This is a genomic window from Micromonospora sp. NPDC049275 (assembly GCF_043197115.1).
Classification (GTDB): Bacteria; Actinomycetota; Actinomycetes; order Mycobacteriales; family Micromonosporaceae; genus Micromonospora.
This window is the reverse complement of record NZ_JBICSN010000002.1, coordinates 148572-164153: the sequence shown is the minus strand read 5'-3', so window position 1 is coordinate 164153 and position 15582 is coordinate 148572. Positions and strand designations below refer to the sequence as shown.

16 protein-coding genes are annotated in these 15582 nt (G+C 72.0%); 7 read left to right on the top strand and 9 right to left on the bottom strand.

All coding sequences use genetic code 11. The features are described 5' to 3' along the window. Positions 1–237: 237 nt before the first annotated feature. Genes ACGFIE_RS06150 through ACGFIE_RS06125 form a run of 6 tightly spaced genes read right to left on the bottom strand, consistent with a single transcriptional unit; the run spans position 238 to position 4800 of the window. Positions 238–963, bottom strand: a complete 726-nt coding sequence (locus ACGFIE_RS06150) for an urease accessory protein UreD (protein WP_393291593.1) — start codon at positions 961–963, stop codon at positions 238–240. After that, the gene (gene ureG / locus ACGFIE_RS06145) at positions 963–1742 is read right to left on the bottom strand and encodes an urease accessory protein UreG (protein ID WP_393291590.1); all 780 of its coding nucleotides are present in this window, start codon (positions 1740–1742) and stop codon (positions 963–965) included. Before ureG ends, ACGFIE_RS06150 begins: the two co-directional genes overlap by 1 nt. After that, complete coding sequence (locus ACGFIE_RS06140; protein ID WP_393291587.1) at positions 1732–2436, bottom strand: urease accessory protein UreF; 705 nt, start codon at positions 2434–2436, stop codon at positions 1732–1734. Before ACGFIE_RS06140 ends, ureG begins: the two co-directional genes overlap by 11 nt. After that, positions 2436–4139: an urease subunit alpha gene (locus ACGFIE_RS06135; RefSeq protein ID WP_393291585.1), complete on the bottom strand. Its 1704-nt coding sequence runs from the start codon at positions 4137–4139 to the stop codon at positions 2436–2438. The genes ACGFIE_RS06140 and ACGFIE_RS06135 overlap by 1 nt, the downstream gene beginning before the upstream one ends. Further along, on the bottom strand, positions 4136–4501 hold the full coding sequence (locus ACGFIE_RS06130) for an urease subunit beta (protein WP_393291582.1): 366 nt from the start codon (positions 4499–4501) through the stop codon (positions 4136–4138). Before ACGFIE_RS06130 ends, ACGFIE_RS06135 begins: the two co-directional genes overlap by 4 nt. Then, on the bottom strand, positions 4498–4800 hold the full coding sequence (locus tag ACGFIE_RS06125; protein WP_007461188.1) for an urease subunit gamma: 303 nt from the start codon (positions 4798–4800) through the stop codon (positions 4498–4500). The genes ACGFIE_RS06130 and ACGFIE_RS06125 overlap by 4 nt, the downstream gene beginning before the upstream one ends. A gap of 416 nt (positions 4801–5216) precedes the next feature. Here ACGFIE_RS06125 and ACGFIE_RS06120 point away from each other — a divergent pair, with 416 nt between their 5' ends. Next, positions 5217–6041: a hypothetical protein gene (locus tag ACGFIE_RS06120; protein ID WP_393291579.1), complete on the top strand. Its 825-nt coding sequence runs from the start codon at positions 5217–5219 to the stop codon at positions 6039–6041. A 61-nt stretch (positions 6042–6102) separates the two neighbouring features. On the opposite strand, the gene ACGFIE_RS06115 is transcribed toward ACGFIE_RS06120, so the two are convergent. After that, positions 6103–7293, bottom strand: coding sequence for an LLM class flavin-dependent oxidoreductase (locus ACGFIE_RS06115; protein ID WP_393291576.1), 1191 nt, complete (start codon positions 7291–7293; stop codon positions 6103–6105). 192 nt (positions 7294–7485) lie between these two features. Between ACGFIE_RS06115 and ACGFIE_RS06110 the strand changes: the two genes are divergently transcribed. The 6 genes from ACGFIE_RS06110 to ACGFIE_RS06085 are packed head-to-tail and all read left to right on the top strand — an operon-like array spanning position 7486 to position 13104. Next, entirely contained in the window at positions 7486–8463 is a 978-nt protein-coding gene (locus tag ACGFIE_RS06110) for an aliphatic sulfonate ABC transporter substrate-binding protein (protein ID WP_393291574.1), read from the top strand. After that, positions 8460–9293 (top strand): ABC transporter permease subunit, encoded by an 834-nt coding sequence (locus ACGFIE_RS06105; RefSeq protein ID WP_363681950.1) that lies wholly within the window; start codon positions 8460–8462, stop codon positions 9291–9293. The genes ACGFIE_RS06110 and ACGFIE_RS06105 overlap by 4 nt, the downstream gene beginning before the upstream one ends. Then, positions 9266–9997 (top strand): ABC transporter ATP-binding protein, encoded by a 732-nt coding sequence (locus ACGFIE_RS06100; RefSeq protein WP_393291571.1) that lies wholly within the window; start codon positions 9266–9268, stop codon positions 9995–9997. Before ACGFIE_RS06105 ends, ACGFIE_RS06100 begins: the two co-directional genes overlap by 28 nt. A 15-nt stretch (positions 9998–10012) precedes the next feature. After that, positions 10013–11419 (top strand): selenium-binding family protein, encoded by a 1407-nt coding sequence (locus tag ACGFIE_RS06095; RefSeq protein WP_393291568.1) that lies wholly within the window; start codon positions 10013–10015, stop codon positions 11417–11419. Then, positions 11416–12045: a hypothetical protein gene (locus tag ACGFIE_RS06090; RefSeq protein WP_393291566.1), complete on the top strand. Its 630-nt coding sequence runs from the start codon at positions 11416–11418 to the stop codon at positions 12043–12045. Before ACGFIE_RS06095 ends, ACGFIE_RS06090 begins: the two co-directional genes overlap by 4 nt. A gap of 42 nt (positions 12046–12087) precedes the next feature. Continuing rightward, positions 12088–13104 carry a methyltransferase gene (locus ACGFIE_RS06085; RefSeq protein WP_393291564.1) on the top strand — a complete coding sequence of 339 codons (1017 nt, stop codon included), beginning with the start codon at positions 12088–12090 and terminating at the stop codon, positions 13102–13104. Between the two features lie 84 nt (positions 13105–13188). Here the strand turns inward: ACGFIE_RS06085 and ACGFIE_RS06080 are convergent, their stop codons facing one another. Both ACGFIE_RS06080 and ACGFIE_RS06075 read right to left on the bottom strand, forming a co-directional pair. Then, complete coding sequence (locus tag ACGFIE_RS06080; RefSeq protein ID WP_393291562.1) at positions 13189–14040, bottom strand: alpha/beta fold hydrolase; 852 nt, start codon at positions 14038–14040, stop codon at positions 13189–13191. 149 nt (positions 14041–14189) lie between these two features. Beyond that, positions 14190–15386, bottom strand: coding sequence for an epoxide hydrolase family protein (locus ACGFIE_RS06075; RefSeq protein WP_393291560.1), 1197 nt, complete (start codon positions 15384–15386; stop codon positions 14190–14192). Positions 15387–15582: the final 196 nt, after the last annotated feature.

Here is a 15582-nt window from a genome sequence, read left to right as displayed (position 1 = left end):
CGTGCCCGCTCGAGCTCAACGGCTATGCCGATCAACGGCCATCACAATTTAGCTGAACTTCTGCGACGTCCTCAACTGCCGCGATACGCGCGTTCAGCCCCGCTCCCGACGACGTCCCCGCACGTACCTCCGCCCTGCGGTAACCAGACGTAGTCAGTTCAGTCGGCCGGGCGCTCACTACCAGCGCAGACAGGCGAAGTCAGGTTGGAGTACCAGGGGATCGGCTGTCGGACTCGATCACTCCTCGCGCACGGTGAGGTGGGCGCGCAGGGTGTGCGCGTCGGGGGCGGTGGCGGTCCACAGGGTCGCCGGGCCACCGGCCAACGGCAGCCGGGCAACGGTGCCTTCGGCCGTCGCGGGCTGGGCGGGCCGCGACGGGTCCACCACCAGCAGCGAGCCGGTGGCCGGGGCCCCACCGAGCACGGCGGGGCCGGCCCAGCCGGGTGCCTGCGGTCCCACTGCCAGCGATTGGCGCAACAGCGGCCGGCCGTCGTAGTCGACCCGGGTGTGCACGACAGCGCCGCCGGGCGCCTCGCCGTACCGGCCGCAGATCAACTCGTCCCGCCAGCTCAGCCTCGCCCCGGCGGCCAGCTCGATCCGGGATTCGGCGAGGTGGGCGCAGCCGGCCGCCGCGACCAGTTGCTCGGGCAGCCAGTGCAGTGCCGCGCCTTCGTGCACCACCGCCCGCACGGCCATCCGCGACACCGCCCCGGGCCGGCCCGGCAGGACCACCGACGCGGCGACGCTGTGCACCCGTACCGCCGCTCCCGGTCCCACGTCGATCTCCAGGCGGAGGTCGTCACCGGCGAGCGGGCCGGCGGCCCCGCCCACGACGTGCACGGTCGCGACGCCACAGTCGCCCGGCGTCTGCCGCAGCAGCAGCAGCGTCTCGCCGTGCACCTCGGTCAGGACCGTGCCGCCCCGGCCGTCGGCGCGGGCCACCAGCCGGGCGAACGCTCGCATCAGGCCGGGCCGGCCGGTGCGGCGACGGGGTGCAGGGCCACGTGATGGGCCAACTCGTGCCGGATCCAGTCGGCGACCCGACCCGCCGTCGGATCGCCGACGATCGACAGGAAGAGGGTCGGGAGGTCGCCACGGCGGGCACGGGCGTCCCGGGCCATCACCGCGAGGTCGGCGCCCACCATGGGCGCCAGATCGGTCTTGTTGATCACGAGAAGGTCCGCGGACGTGACGCCGGGCCCGCCCTTGCGCGGCACCTTGTCCCCGCCGGCCACGTCGACCACGAAGATCTGCCGGTCGACCAGGCCCCGGCTGAACGTGGCGGTCAGGTTGTCCCCGCCGCTCTCCACCAGCACCAGGTCCAGAGGGCCGAGCGCCTCGGCCAGTTCGTCCACCGCGTCGAGGTTGGCGCCGATGTCGTCGCGGATGGCGGTGTGCGGGCAGCAGCCGGTCTCCACCGCGCGGATCCGGCTCGGGTCCAGGACGCCGGCCCGCTTGAGGAAGTCGGCGTCCTCGGTCGTGTAGATGTCGTTGGTCACCACGCCGAGCCGCAACTCGTCGGCGAACGCCCGGCAGAGGGCCGCCACCAGGGCGGTCTTGCCGGATCCGACAGGTCCGCCGATGCCGACCCGCAGCGCCCGGCCCGACCGGGCCAGGGGCGGGTGCGGGTCCACCCCCGGTTCGGGGTGGGTGTGCGGAACGCTCTCGTCGTGCGGTGGAATCGGCCCGGCGGCGGGCACAGCGGCGGGTACAGCGGTCGGCTCAACAGTGTCAGGACGCAAAGAGACGCACCTCCCAGGTGGCGTGGGCTTCGGCATGGATGTCGGCGAGCGGGGCGGCGGCGGCCGGCAGCCGCTCGGGTGGATCGTCGGCGGCGCGTGCCGCTTCGGCGGCCGTGCCGTCGCACAGGTCGGCGAGGCCGACCAGCAGGGCCTGGACCTGGTAGGGATCGAGACCGAGCAGACGTACGCCGGCACTGGCCGCACCGGTCACCGTCCCGTACGCGGCGACCGTGGCGGTCTCGGTGCGGCTCAACCCGGCGGCGGCGCAGAGCAGCCCGAGCACCAGCGGCTGGTGCGCTCCCCCGGGTGTGGCGGGCAGGTCACCGAACGGCGCCTGCGGCCAGATGGCCCGTCCGGCGCGCAGCAGTGCCCGTCCCTGACGGCGGGACACGGCCCGCAACGCCGGGGCGGCGGTCCGCGCGTCCAGCTCCGCGTCGAGCTGGGCCAGGGCACGCGACCGCGCGCCGGAACCGTCCGGTTCGCCGACCGGCAGCGCCACCCGGTGCGCCGCCGCCGCGAACGCCGCGCCGACCAGCCCGGCGGTGGTCAGCCGGCCGACCAGGAACGACTCCAACGAGGCCAGGTCGGTGACCCGGCCGGCGGCGACGGCCGCCTCCAGACCGCCGGAGTGCGCGTGCGCGCCGGCCGGGAAGCGGCCGTCGGCGAGCAACAGGAGCAGGCTCGACGTCGCCATCAGAACAGGAAGTACCGCTGAGCCATCGGCAGCTGAGGCACCGGGTCGGGCTCCACCACCTCGCCGTCGATCCGCACGGTGAAGGTGTCCGGGTCCACCTCGATGTGCGGCATGGCGTTGTTCTCCGGCAGGTCCGCCTTGCCCCGGGACCGCACGTCGGCGACCGGCACCACGCGCCGCCGCACGTCCAGGCGCAGACCGGCGTCCAGGGCCGCCGGCGCCACGAACGTCAGGCTGGTGGCGGCCGCCGCGGCGCCGTACGCCCCGAACATCGGCCGCGGCAGCATCGGCTGCGGCGTCGGGATCGACGCGTTGGCGTCACCCATCTGGGCGTACGCGATCATGCCGCCCTTGAGCACGAGGTGCGGTCGTACGCCGAAGAACGCCGGGTCCCAGAGCACCAGGTCGGCGAGCTTGCCGGGCTCGACCGAGCCGATCTCCCGCTCCAGCCCGTTGGCCATCGCCGCGCAGATCGTGTACTTCGCCACGTACCGTCGGGCGCGGTGGTTGTCGGCCGCGCCGTCGCCCGGCAGCGCGCCCACCCGCTCCTTCATGACGTGGGCGCTCTGCCAGGTCCGCAGGATCACCTCACCCACCCGACCCATCGCCTGCGCGTCGGAGCCGATGATGGAGATCGCGCCGAGGTCGTGCAGCAGGTCCTCGGCTGCCATGGTGGACGGTCGGATCCGGCTCTCGGCGAAGGCCAGGTCCTCCGGCACGGACGGGTTGAGATGGTGGCAGACCATCAGCATGTCCAGGTGCTCGGCGAGGGTGTTCCGGGTGTACGGGCGGGTCGGGTTTGTCGACGACGGCAGCACGTTCGGCTCGCTGGCCACCGTGATGATGTCCGGCGCGTGCCCGCCTCCCGCTCCCTCGGTGTGGTACGAGTGGATTGCCCGTCCACCGATCGCGCGCAGGGTGTCGGCCACGAAACCGGCCTCGTTGAGGGTGTCGGTGTGGATCGACACCTGCACCCCGGAGGCGTCCGCCACCCGCAGGCAGGCGTCGATCGCCGCCGGCGTGGTGCCCCAGTCCTCGTGCAGTTTGAAACCGCCCGCGCCCGCCCGCAGCTGCTCCCAGAGCGCCTCCGTGGAGACGGTGTTGCCCTTGCCGAGCAGCAGCACGTTGACCGGCAGCGTGTCCAGCGCCTCGTGCATCCGGGCCAGGTGCCAGGCGTTCGGGGTGACAGTGGTGGCCCGGGTGCCCTCGGCGGGACCGGTGCCGCCACCGACGAGCGTGGTGATGCCGCTGGCGAGCGCCTCGGTGACGATCTGCGGGCAGATGAAGTGCACGTGGGTGTCGACCGCGCCGGCGGTGAGGATCCGGCCGTTGCCGGCGATCACCTCGGTGGCCGGGCCGATGACCAGGTCCGGGTGGACGCCGGGCATGGTGTCCGGGTTGCCGGCTCGGCCGAGGGCGACGATCCGCCCGTCCCGCAGTCCCACGTCGGCCTTGACCACACCCCAGTGGTCGAGCACCACGGCACCGGTGATGACGGTGTCGAGGGCACCTTCGGCGCGGGTGGCCCGCGACTGCCCCATCGACTCCCGGATCACCTTCCCACCGCCGAAGACTGCCTCGTCGCCGCCGACGCAGTGGTCGGTCTCCACCTCGATCAGCAGGCTCGTGTCGGCCAGCCGGATGCGGTCGCCGGTGGTGGGTCCGTACAGGTCGATGTAGCGGTCCCGCCGCACGGCGCTCACCGCGCCGGCCCGTCAGTCGCCGCCACGTCGGTCGTCGGCGTGGCCGGGGATGGCTCATCCAGCGGGCCGGCGCACTCCCCGCGCAGGCCCGGCACGATGCGCGCGCCGCCGAGCGGGACCAGGTCCACGCTGCGGCTGACGCCCGGCTCGAAACGGACCGAGGTGCCCGCCGGTACGGCGAGGCGCTGCCCCCAGGCGGCGTCCCGGTCGAAGCTCAGGGCCGGGTTGGTCTCGGCGAAGTGGTAGTGCGAGCCCACCTGCACCGGCCGGTCGGCGGTGTTGACCACGACCAGAGTGGTCACCGGCCGGCCCACGTTGATCTCCACCGGGCTGGCCGCCGGCAGGATCTCTCCGGGGATCACGGGATCGGGTGGTGCACCGTCACGAGCTTGGTGCCGTCCGGGAACGTGGCCTCCACCTGCACCTCCCTCAGCAGCTCGGGGATGCCGTCCTGGACGTCGTCGCGGCCGAGCACGGTCCGGCCGGCCGACATGAGGTCGACCACCGACCGGCCGTCGCGGGCCCCTTCGAGCAGGAAGGCGGTGATCATCGCGACAGCTTCGGGATAGTTGAGGCGCAGGCCGCGTTCGCGGCGGCGCCGGGCGACATCGGCCGCGACGTGGACGAGCAGGCGGTCCTGCTCGTGGGGGCTGAGGAACACAGGGACTCTCCGGTGGTGATCGGCGTGTCCGGCTCGCCGTCGGCTCCGCCTGGAGCCGCGCCGGGCAGCAGCCACCCGGGGTACGAGCTGGAGTCACACGTCCGCCGGAACTCCCGCCCACGGGGTGGCCCGGGACTCCACCATCCCGGCCCGCGCGACGAGCATCCGGCGGTGTTCGGTCGGATGCGGACCGCACCGCCCACCGCTTCAGCAGACCGTAGAGGATCGTCACCGGCCGGGGCAACAGTCCGTTCGGGATCGACGGCGACGCCGTGGCCCGTCGGATAGCCGACTCGCCGTCCGCACATCCTCGCGGTGTGCGGCGCCTGGCGTACGAGCGCGTCGATGGAATCATGACGGGGCGGGTGGTCCCGCCCACCCGTGAAGTCGTGCTACATCCACAGTGGAGGCAAGCGTTGGGAGAGTCGGCCACGCCGCCCGCAGCGAGCGGCAGCGGCGATCATCGGATCCGGACGCTCGCCGTGATCGGCGTGGTGGCCAACGTCCTCGGTGTGGTGACCGCTGTGGAGAGCGTGCTGCGCCGGGACGTGCTGCTGTTCGCTCTCACCCTCACCGCGGTCCTGCTGCTCGCCGGGTTCTGGCTGTGGTATCGGCGGACCCGCCTCGCGATCGCGCTGCTGGCGCTGGGCTGCCTGGTACTCGGCGGTGTCGTGGCGACCCAGCTCGGCCGCCAGTCGACGCCGCCGCCCACCGCCGGCTCGTCGACGGCAACGCCGCCGACGTCGGCGCCCGCGCCCGCACCGACCACCACCGCCGCCGCCGCGCCGCTCGGGTCGACGCCCACCCAGGCCACCACGGCCCCAGGGGGTACGACCGCGACGGACCCGGACGCGCCCCGCACGCTCGTGGACCGGAGCGTCGTGTTGCCCCGTTTCGCCGCCGTCGACGTCGACCGGCCCGAGCAGCAGGTCGTCGCGAAACACTCCGGCGGGGCGACCGACGGGCTCGACCTCTACCACGACTGGGGACAGGTGCGGGCGGACAACGTCCGGGTCGCCAACGGGCCCAACGTCTACCCGTATTCCGGGGGCAACCCCGCCCAGGCGTACGCCGGCTGCGTCGCGTCGGCCGCCGGGTCGGCGCTGCCCTCGTTCACGGACGGCGCCGACTTCTGCTTCCGTACCTCGGAGGGTCGGCTCGGGTTCGCGACGATCACGGACACCCGCGCCGACCAGGCGTTCGTCGTGCACGTGGTGGTCTGGGACGCCACCGGCGCGTAACCGGAGGCGGCGCGGCGATCGGTGGCAGCTCAGCAGGGCGGTGCGCGGCGTGTCGAGTTGCTCAGCTGCCACCGATCAGGGACGCGGGTCGCGGGCGCGGCGTCGACGTCCCGGCGAACGGGACCTCGACGTGGTCCGTCGGCCCCGGCTGGCCGTCGGGGTGCCGCCACAGGCCGCGCTCGCGCAAAATCGGCAGGACGCCCTCGCCGAACCAGTACGCCTCCTCCAGGTGCGGATAGCCGGAGAGGATGAACTCGTCGATGCCCAGCGCGTGGTACTCGGCGATCCGGTCGGCGATCTCGCGGTGACTGCCGACGAGTGCGGTGCCCGCGCCGCCCCGGACCAGCCCGACGCCTGCCCACAGGTTGGGCGAGACCTCCAGGCTGTCGCGGGAGCCGCCGTGCAGGTCGAGCATCCGGCGCTGTCCCTCGGACTCGCTGCGGCGCAGCCCGTCCTGCACGGCCCGGATGTCCGCCTCGGAGATGCCGCTGAGCAGGCGGCGAGCCTGCGCCCACGCCTCGTCGGCGGTGTCCCGGGCGATGACGTGCAGTCGGATGCCGAAGCGCAGCTCCCGCCCGGCGTCGGCGGCCAGCGCTCGCACCCGGTCCAGTTTGTCGGCGACCTGGGTCGGCGGCTCGCCCCAGGTGAGGTAGACGTCGCTGTGCCGCACCGCCACCGGCAGGGCGGCGGCGGACGAGCCACCGAAGTAGACAGGCGGCGTCGGGTCGGGCAGCCGATGCAGCCGCGCCTGCTCGACGCGCAGGTGGTCGCCGTGGTGGTCGACCGTCTCACCTCGCCACAGCGCGTGGACGACGTGCAGGAACTCGTCGGCCCGCGCGTACCTGGCGTCCTTGTCCAGGAAGTCGCCGTACGCCCGCTGCTCCGAGGACTCTCCCCCGGTGACCACGTTGAGCAGCAGACGGCCCCGGGACAGTCGCTGGAACGTCGAGGCCATCTGAGCCGCGAGGGTGGGTGAGGTCAGGCCGGGCCGGAAGGCCACCAGGAACCTGAGGCGTTCGGTGACCTCGGTGAGCATCGCCGTGCTCAACCAGGCGTCCTCGCACCACGCGCCGGTGGGGGTGAGCGCGCCGACGAAGCCGAGCTGCTCGGCGGTGCGGGCGATCTGACCCAGGTAGGCCACGCTGGCCGGTCGGGCGCCTCCGGCGGCCCCCGTCGGCACGCCGTGGCCGCCGCCGACGACGTCCCGGCTGTCGCCGTTGGTGGGCAGGAACCAGTGGAAGGTGAGGGTCATCGGGGCTCTTTCCTCCAGTGCGCGGCGGTGCGGGTGCGGGCGGCGCGCGCGGTGAGGCGGGCACCTCCTGAGGGGTGGGACGATCCCGGCGACAGCCTACCCATAAAACCTATCGGGTTAGTAGGCTACCGCCCACGCCACCCCACGCCGGTCGATGCGGCCCGGCGCACCTGCCCGATCCAAGGAGCCGCCATGCGTACCCCCTCGCCGAGTCATCCCCCGCGTCGCCGCCTGCTGACGGCCGCGTTCACCGCAGTGGTCCTGCTCGCCGGCGCCGCCGTGAGCGCCTGCGGCGAGTCCGCCGACGCCGGAGGCAAGGCGGGCAAGCTGCGGATCGGCTACCAGCGCTTCGGAGGGCTCAGCCTGGTCAAGGCGCGCGGCGAGACCCCGGGCGTCGAGTGGTCGCTGTTCGAGAGCGGGCCGGCGCTCACCGAGGCGCTCAAGGCCGGCTCGATCGACATCGGACAGGTCGGCGAGGCCCCACCCGTCTTCGCCGCCGCCGGAAAGATCCCGTTCTCCATCATCGGCACCTCGGCGCCGATCCCGCAGGGTGAGGCGGTGCTCGTCAAGGCCGACAGCGGCTACCGCAGCTTCGCCGACCTCAAGGGCAAGACCATCGCCCTCAACAAGGGCTCCAACGTGCACTGGCTGCTGGTCCGGCTGCTGGAGGCCAACAAGATGACGTTGCAGGACATCAAGGTCAAGTACCTCAAGCCGGCCGAGGGGCGACCCGCGTTCGACAGTGGGCAGGTCGACGCCTGGGTGATCTGGGACCCGTACTTCGCGCTTGCCGAGCAGCCGGGCGTGCGGGTGCTCGCGGACGCGACAGGCCTGGCCAGCAACCGCGAGTACGTGCTGGCCGCCCCCGACGCGGTCGCCAAGCGCACGGACGACATCCGGGCGTTCCTACAGCGCTACCGCGAAGTGACCGACTGGGGCATCGCGAACCCGCAGGAGCGGGCCCGCACGCTCGCGCCGGAGCTGAAGATCCCGGAGGACGTCACCAGCCGCGCCCTGGACCGCAGCGCCAAGCCGCTCGCCCCGGTCACTCCGGCCATCGGCGACGAACTCCAGGCCATCACCGACAGCTTCATCGCGCTGGACCTCATTCCGGGCCCGGTCGACATCAAAGGCCGGGTGGACGACCGCTTCAGCGCGGTGTTCCAGTGAGCCGTACACCTCTGTTGGAAACGCCGCCGGAGGCCGCGGCCGTCGCGGCGCCCGACCTCCGACGACCCCGGCCGACCCGGCGGTGGCGACGGCTGGTCAGCCCGGTCGTGTTGGTGCTGGGCTGGGAGCTGGCCGCCCGCACCGGGGTGCTGGCGCCGGAGAAGCTGCCCGCGCCGAGCGACGTGCTCGCCACCGGCTGGCGACTGTCCCGCGACGGTACGCTCGCCGTCCACCTCCTGGACTCGCTCACCCGGGCCGGCGCGGGGCTGCTCATCGGCGGCGTCCTGGCGCTGGTCCTGGGTACGGTGGCCGGCCTGTTGCGCCTCGGCGACGACCTGGTCGACCCGCCGGTGCAGATGGCCCGGATGCTGCCGCACCTGGGCCTCGTGCCGCTGCTGATCATCTGGGTCGGCATCGGTGAGTCGTTGAAGATCAGCCTGGTGGCCCTGGGCGCGTTCTTTCCCATCTACTTCAACACCTACGCCGGCATCCGGGACATCGACGAACGGTTGGTGGAGGCGGCCCGCGCCTGCGGGCTCGGGCAGGCCGCCCGGCTGCGCCACGTGGTGCTGCCCGGCGCGCTGCCGTCGCTCTTTCTCGGCCTGCGCCTCGCGATCGGGGCGGCCTGGCTCAGCCTCGTCGTCGGCGAACAGGTCAATGCCCAGACCGGCATCGGTTTCCTGATGATGGAGGCGCGGGAGTTCAGTCAGACCGACGTCGTGGTCCTCGGCCTGCTCGTCTACGCGCTGCTCGGGCTGATATCCGACCTTGCCCTGCGCGTTGCGGAGAGGAGGATGTTGACATGGCGACGCGGACTGCGAGCCAGCTGACCGGCGCGACGCCGGTGCTGACCGCCCACGCGATCCACCGGGCCTTCGGGCCGGCGGTCGTGCTGGCCGGGGTCGACCTGACCATCGCGCGGGGTGAGGTGGTGGCTCTGCTGGGCTCCAGCGGTTCCGGCAAGAGCACCCTCCTGCGGGTCCTCGCCGGCCTGGACGGCGACGCCGGCGGCGAGACGGTCGTGCACGGCACCGCCGCCGTGGTCTTCCAGGAACACCGGCTCCTGCCCTGGAAGCGGGTGGCGGCGAACGTCGGGCTCGGCCTGTCCGGTCCGGACACCGCCGGGCGCGTCGACAGGGCGTTGCGGGAGGTTGGGCTTGCCGAGCGGCACCGGGCCTGGCCGGCCGAGCTGTCCGGCGGGCAGGCGCAGCGGGTGGCCGTCGCGCGGGCCCTGGTCCGCGAACCGGACCTGCTGCTGCTCGACGAACCGTTCGGGGCCCTGGACGCGCTCACCCGGCTGCGGATGCAGGTGCTGCTGCGCCGGCTGCGCGCCGAGCACGGTTTCGCCGCCCTGCTTGTCACCCACGACGTGGAGGAGGCGCTGCTGCTCGCCGACCGGATCCTGCTCCTCGACGACGGCCGCATCGCCGCGGAGTTGCCCGTCGACCTCGGCCCCACCCGTACGCCTGACGACCCGGGCTTCGGCGCGCTGCGCCGCCACCTGCTCGACCGACTCGGCGTTCCCACCACCTGAACGAGCGGAGACCCGATGACCCGCTGGACGCCCGACCCCACCTTCTACCCGTCGCCCAGCGAGGCGGCGACCGCGCCGGCGGAGAAGCTCGCCTACGTGGCGGCCTTCGACCGCAGCGCCAGCCGTCCGGACGCCATAGCGGTGCTGGACACCGACCCCGACTCCCCCGACTACGGCCGGGTCGTCGGCTGGACCGACCTGCCGCACCTGGGCGACGAGGTGCACCACTTCGGGTGGAACGCGTGCAGCAGCGCGCTCTGCCCGACCGCCCCGCACCCGCACGTCGAGCGGCGCTACCTGATCGTGCCCGGCCTGCGCTCGTCGCGCATCCACGTGCTCGACACCCAGCCCGACCCGCGCCAACCGCAGGTCGTCAAGGTGATCGGGCCGGAGGAGCTGTCGAAGCGGGCCGGCTACTCCCGGCCGCACACCGTGCACTGCGGCCCGGACGGCATCTACCTGTCCGCCCTGGGCGGCGCGGACGGCGCCGAGGGCCCGGGTGGCATCGCCATCCTGGACCACACCACGTTCGACGTCCGCGGGGCGTGGGAGGCCGACCGGGGCCCGCAGTTCCTGGCGTACGACGTGTGGTGGCACCTCACCCAGGACGTGCTGGTCACCAGCGAGTGGGGCACCCCGTCGATGATCGAGGACGGGATCATCGGCGAGCTGCTGCTGGGCCGACGCTACGGCCATGCCATCCACTTCTGGGACCTCGCGAAACGTCGGCACGTGCAGCGGGTCGACCTGGGTGATCAGTACCAGATGCCGCTGGAGCTGCGCCCGGCGCACGATCCGCGCAAGTCGTACGGGTTCGTCGGGGTGGTGATCAGCGTCGAGGACCTGTCCGCCTCGATCTGGCTGTGGCACCGCGACGGGGACGCCTGGGCGGTCACCAAGGTGATCGACATCCCGGCCGAGCCGGCCGACCCGGCGGATCTGCCGGACCTGCTCAAGCCGTTCGGCGCGGTGCCGCCGCTGGTGACCGACATCGACCTGTCGGTGGACGACCGGTTCCTCTACGTCTCCTGCTGGGGCACCGGTGAGCTGCGCCAGTACGACGTCAGCGACCCGCTGCACCCGGTGCAGACCGGTTCGGTGCACCTCGGCGGGATCGTCCGCCGCACAGCGCACCCGTCCGCACCGGACGAGGCCCTCGCGGGTGGTCCGCAGATGGTCGAGGTGAGCAGGGATGGGCGGCGGGTCTACGTCAGCAACTCCCTCTACGGCGCGTGGGACGACCAGTTCTATCCGGACGGCGTGGGCGCCTGGCTGGCGAAGCTCGACGTCGACGTGGACGCCGGCGGCCTCACGCCGGACGAGAGGTTCTTCCCGCACGGTGAGGAGTTCCGGGGCCGGCGGGTGCACCAGACCCGCCTGCAGGGCGGGGACGCGTCCTCCGACTCGTACTGCTTCCCGTGACCGTCGGGACCCTCGCCACGCTCGCGGCGCTCGGCGCGTTCCACGGCCTGAACCCGGCGATGGGCTGGCTGTTCGCGGTGGCCCGGGGCCTGCAGGAACGCGACCGGGCGGCGCTGCTGCGCGCGCTGCCACCGATCGCGGCGGGGCACCTGGCGTCGGTGGCGATCGTCGCCGCCCTGGTCACCGCGACCAGGTCGGTGACGGCGAGCACCGCCCTGGCGGTGGTCGGCGGCGTGCTGCTGGTCGGCTTCGGGTTGTGGCGGCTGCTCTCCGAGCGGCACTTCCGCTGGGCGGGGATGCGGCTGTCCTCGGCACAGCTCGTTGGCTGGTCGTTCCTCATGTCGTCGGCGCACGGCGCGGGGCTGATGCTGCTGCCGGTGCTGGTCGCCGAGCCGGTGCCCGGAGGTCACTCCGGGCACCTGGCCGCCGCGCCGGTCGGTGCGCTGACCGGGTTGGCGGCGGCGGGCGTGCACACCGTGGCGATGCTGGGCACCGCGTTCGTCGTGGCGATGCTTGTCTACCAGGTGCTCGGGGTCGGGGTGCTGCGTCGGGCCTGGTTCAACGTCGATCGGCTCTGGGCCGGGGTGCTGGTGGCCGCGGGGCTGGTGACGCTGATCCGGGCGTGACCGTCCATCGTGGAAACGTGTGATGTGTGATCTCATGTCGCCATGGTCACTCCGACTCCGCTCATGCAGCTCGTGGCCGGCGTGTGGGGGTTCAAGACCCTCGCGGCCGGCGTCGACCTCGGTCTGTTCACCCGGCTAGCCGGCGGGCGGACGATGACAGTCGAGCAGGCCTCCGCCGAGTTCGGGCTGCCCGACCGGCCGGCGGACCTGCTGCTCGCCGCGTGCGCCTCGCTCGGCCTGCTCGAGAAGGCCGGCGACGGCTACCGCAACACCGAGTTGGCCGAGCAGTTCCTGGTCGAGGGCCGCCCCTACTACTTCGGCGCCCAGATCCGCTACTCCGACCTGCGCACCTACCTGCCGTGGCACCGGATCGGCGACGCGCTGCGCACGGATCGACCGTTGACCTGGGACCCCGAGTCGCAGCAGTCCATGTTCGACACCGAGGACCCGTTGATGCTGGCGCAGTTCTGGGACGCCATGTATTCGACGTCCAGCTTCACGGCGAGCGCGCTCGCCGACGCGTACGACTTCTCCGCGTACCGTCGGCTGCTCGACGTGGGTGGCGGGGCCGGCGCGTTCCCGATCGAGTTCTGCCGCCGCCTACCCGAGCTGCGCGCGACGGTCCTGGACCTGCCGCACGTGTGCGTGCGGGCGCGGGAGCGGATCGCGGAGGCGCGTCTGACCGATCGGATCGACGCGGTGCCCGGCGACTTCCTCGCCGATCCCGCGTTGCCGGACGGGCACGACGTCATCCTGCTCAGCATGATCCTGCACGACTGGGACGAGCCGACGAACCGGGCGCTGTTGGCGAGGTGTCATGAGGCGCTGCCGTCCGGCGGGGCGATAGTCGTCTGCGAGCTGCTGCTCAACGACGAGCGCACCGGGCCACCGGAGGCGGCCCTGATGGGCATGAACATGCTTGTCGAGACCGAGGGGGGCCGGAACTACTCGGCCGCCGAGTACGGCGCGTGGCTCACCGACGCGGGTTTCGTCGACGTCCGTACCGTGCCGTTCGACGCCCCCGGCGCGAACGGCGCGGTGGTGGCCCGCCGGCCGTGAAACGCCGACGGCACCCGACCCGGGAAGGGGTCGGGTGCCGCAGCGTCATCGTGACGCTGGCGTCCGATCGGCTACCGGTACTCGTCAGGCGCGAGCCTTGGCCGGCTGCTTCATGAAGTCCATGATCGCCTTGTTGACCTCGTCGGCGTGCGTCCACGGAATGCCGTGCGGCGCGCCCTTGAGCGTGATCAGATTGGCGGTCGGCATCATCGGCCCGAGCCGCTGACCGGTCACCGGGTAGGGCAGCACGTTGTCCTTGTCGCCCTGCATGATCAGGATCGGCACGTCGATCTTCGGCAGGTCGGGGCGGAAGTCCTCCTGCCAGGCGCTCACGCTGTCGTGGGTGGCCCTGGCGGAGGCCATCGCGCCGATCTGCCAGTGCCCCCGGTAGGCATCCTCGCTGACCGACTTGCCCTTGTTCTCGCTGTAGTTGAAGAACGCGTCGCAGAACGACGTCAGGTAGGCGTAGCGGTCCTTGATGATGGCCTGCTGGAATCCCTTGAAGAGGCTCGTGTCGACGCCCTCCGGGTTGTCCTTCGCCTTGGCCAGCATGGGTTGCAGCGGGCTGAGCAGCACACCGCGACTCACTCGCTGGGAGCCGTAGTTGGCCAGGTAGCGGACCACCTCGCCGGTGCCCATCGAGTGACCCACGAGGGTCGCGTCGTGAAGGTCCAGCTCGGTCATCAGCACGTCCAGGTCTGCCGCGAACGTGTTGTAGTCGTACCCGAACGCCGGCTGGGCGGAGTTGCCGTAGCCGCGTCGATCGTAGGTGATCGTCCGGTATCCGGCGTTGAGCAGGGCGTTTGTCGCCTTCTCGAAGGTCGCCCCGTTGAACGGGAAGCCTGCGATCAACACGACCGGCTGACCGGATCCGTGGTCCTCGTAGTACAGGTCGATGGGTGCGGAGTTTTCCGTCCCCACGGTGATGAAAGGCATGTTTTTCTCCTGCTCCGGTGTGGGCTCTCGGACGCCCCGCGCTTTCCCGTCGGGTCGCCGGATATGCGGCCGGCCACCGTCGCCCAGGTCAGGCCAGATGCCACGCACAGGGGTGTTCCGATCGGCACGTCCGTCAGCGGGTGAGGCCGTCAGGCGTTTCGCAGCGGTCGGAACGACGCCCGCAGCTCGGCGGAGAAGAGTTCCGGCTCCTCCCATGCCGCGAAGTGCCCGCCGCGGTCGGCCTCGTTGAAGTACGCGATGCCGGGGTACACCGCCTCGGCCCAGCTACGCGGAGCGGCCCAGATCTCGCCCGGGAACGTGGTGAAGCCAACCGGAACCGTGACCGGCGGCGGAGTCTGACCGGCCGCCTGGGCCGCTGCTTGAAACCGCCCCTGCTCCCAGTACCACCGGGCGGACGAAGCACCGGTGCCGGTCAACCAGTACAGCGTGATGTTGTCGAGGATGCTGTCCCGGGTGAGACCGCCGACGGACTCACCGTCGAGGAACGCGCGGGAGATCTTGTAGTAGCTGTCCGTGTCGTGGTCGAGCATCCAGGCCGCCATCCCGACAGGCGAGTCCAGCAGCGAATAGCCGATCGTCTGCGGCCTGGTGGACTGCTCCAGGAAGTAGCCGAAACCGTCCATCGAGAACAGCTTGAGCGCGTCGAGCGCGGCGCGTTCCTGCTCAGAATTTGCCGGCAGCTGATCCTTGATCGCGCTCGCCCCGGCGAGCAGATTCACGTGAATGCCGACAAGCCCTTCGGGTCCTTGGCGCCCCATGGCGTCCGTGACGGCGGCGCCGACGTCGCCACCCTGTGCGACGTAGCGCGAATACCCGAGGCGGTCCATGAGTTTCGCCCACGCCTGTGCCATCCGCGCCGAATTCCAGCCAGGCTCGGTCGGCTCGCCGGAGAAGCCGTAGCCGGGCAAGGAGGGCAACACCAGGTGGAACGCGTCCTCGGGGGTGCCGCCGTGCGCCGTCGGGTCGGTCAGCGGACCGACGGCCCCGAGCAGCTCGACGACCGAGCCCGGCCAGCCGTGCGTCATGATCAGTGGCAAGGCGCTCTCGTGCTGCGACCGCACGTGGATGAAGTGAATCTCGACGCCGTCGATGTTCGTCGTGTACTGCGGCAGCGAATTCACCTTCGTCTCGCACGCACGCCAGTCGTAGTCGGTCATCCAGTAGCGGGCCAACTCCTGGACCGTCGCCAGCTGCACCCCCTGCGAGCGATCGGTGACCAATTCGCGAGTGGGCCAGCGGGCAGCCGCAATCCGGCGACGTAGGTCGGCGATGGCGTCCTCCGGTGTGTCCAGCCGGAAGGGACGGATTTCGTTGTCGTTGGCCATCTTCCCCACCTCGCCACGTCGAGTCGGCCAGCGCCGACGCACCGACAGTGCCGGCACTCGCCCAGTCTCACAGCGGGCCGGCACCACCCGGGCGGAAACGCGATTCGTCGACGCGCCTCCGCGTCAAACCCGCGGGACGATCAACCGGTGAGCCAACCGGACGAAGTCGACGACAACTGGCTGAATGGCTGAGGGC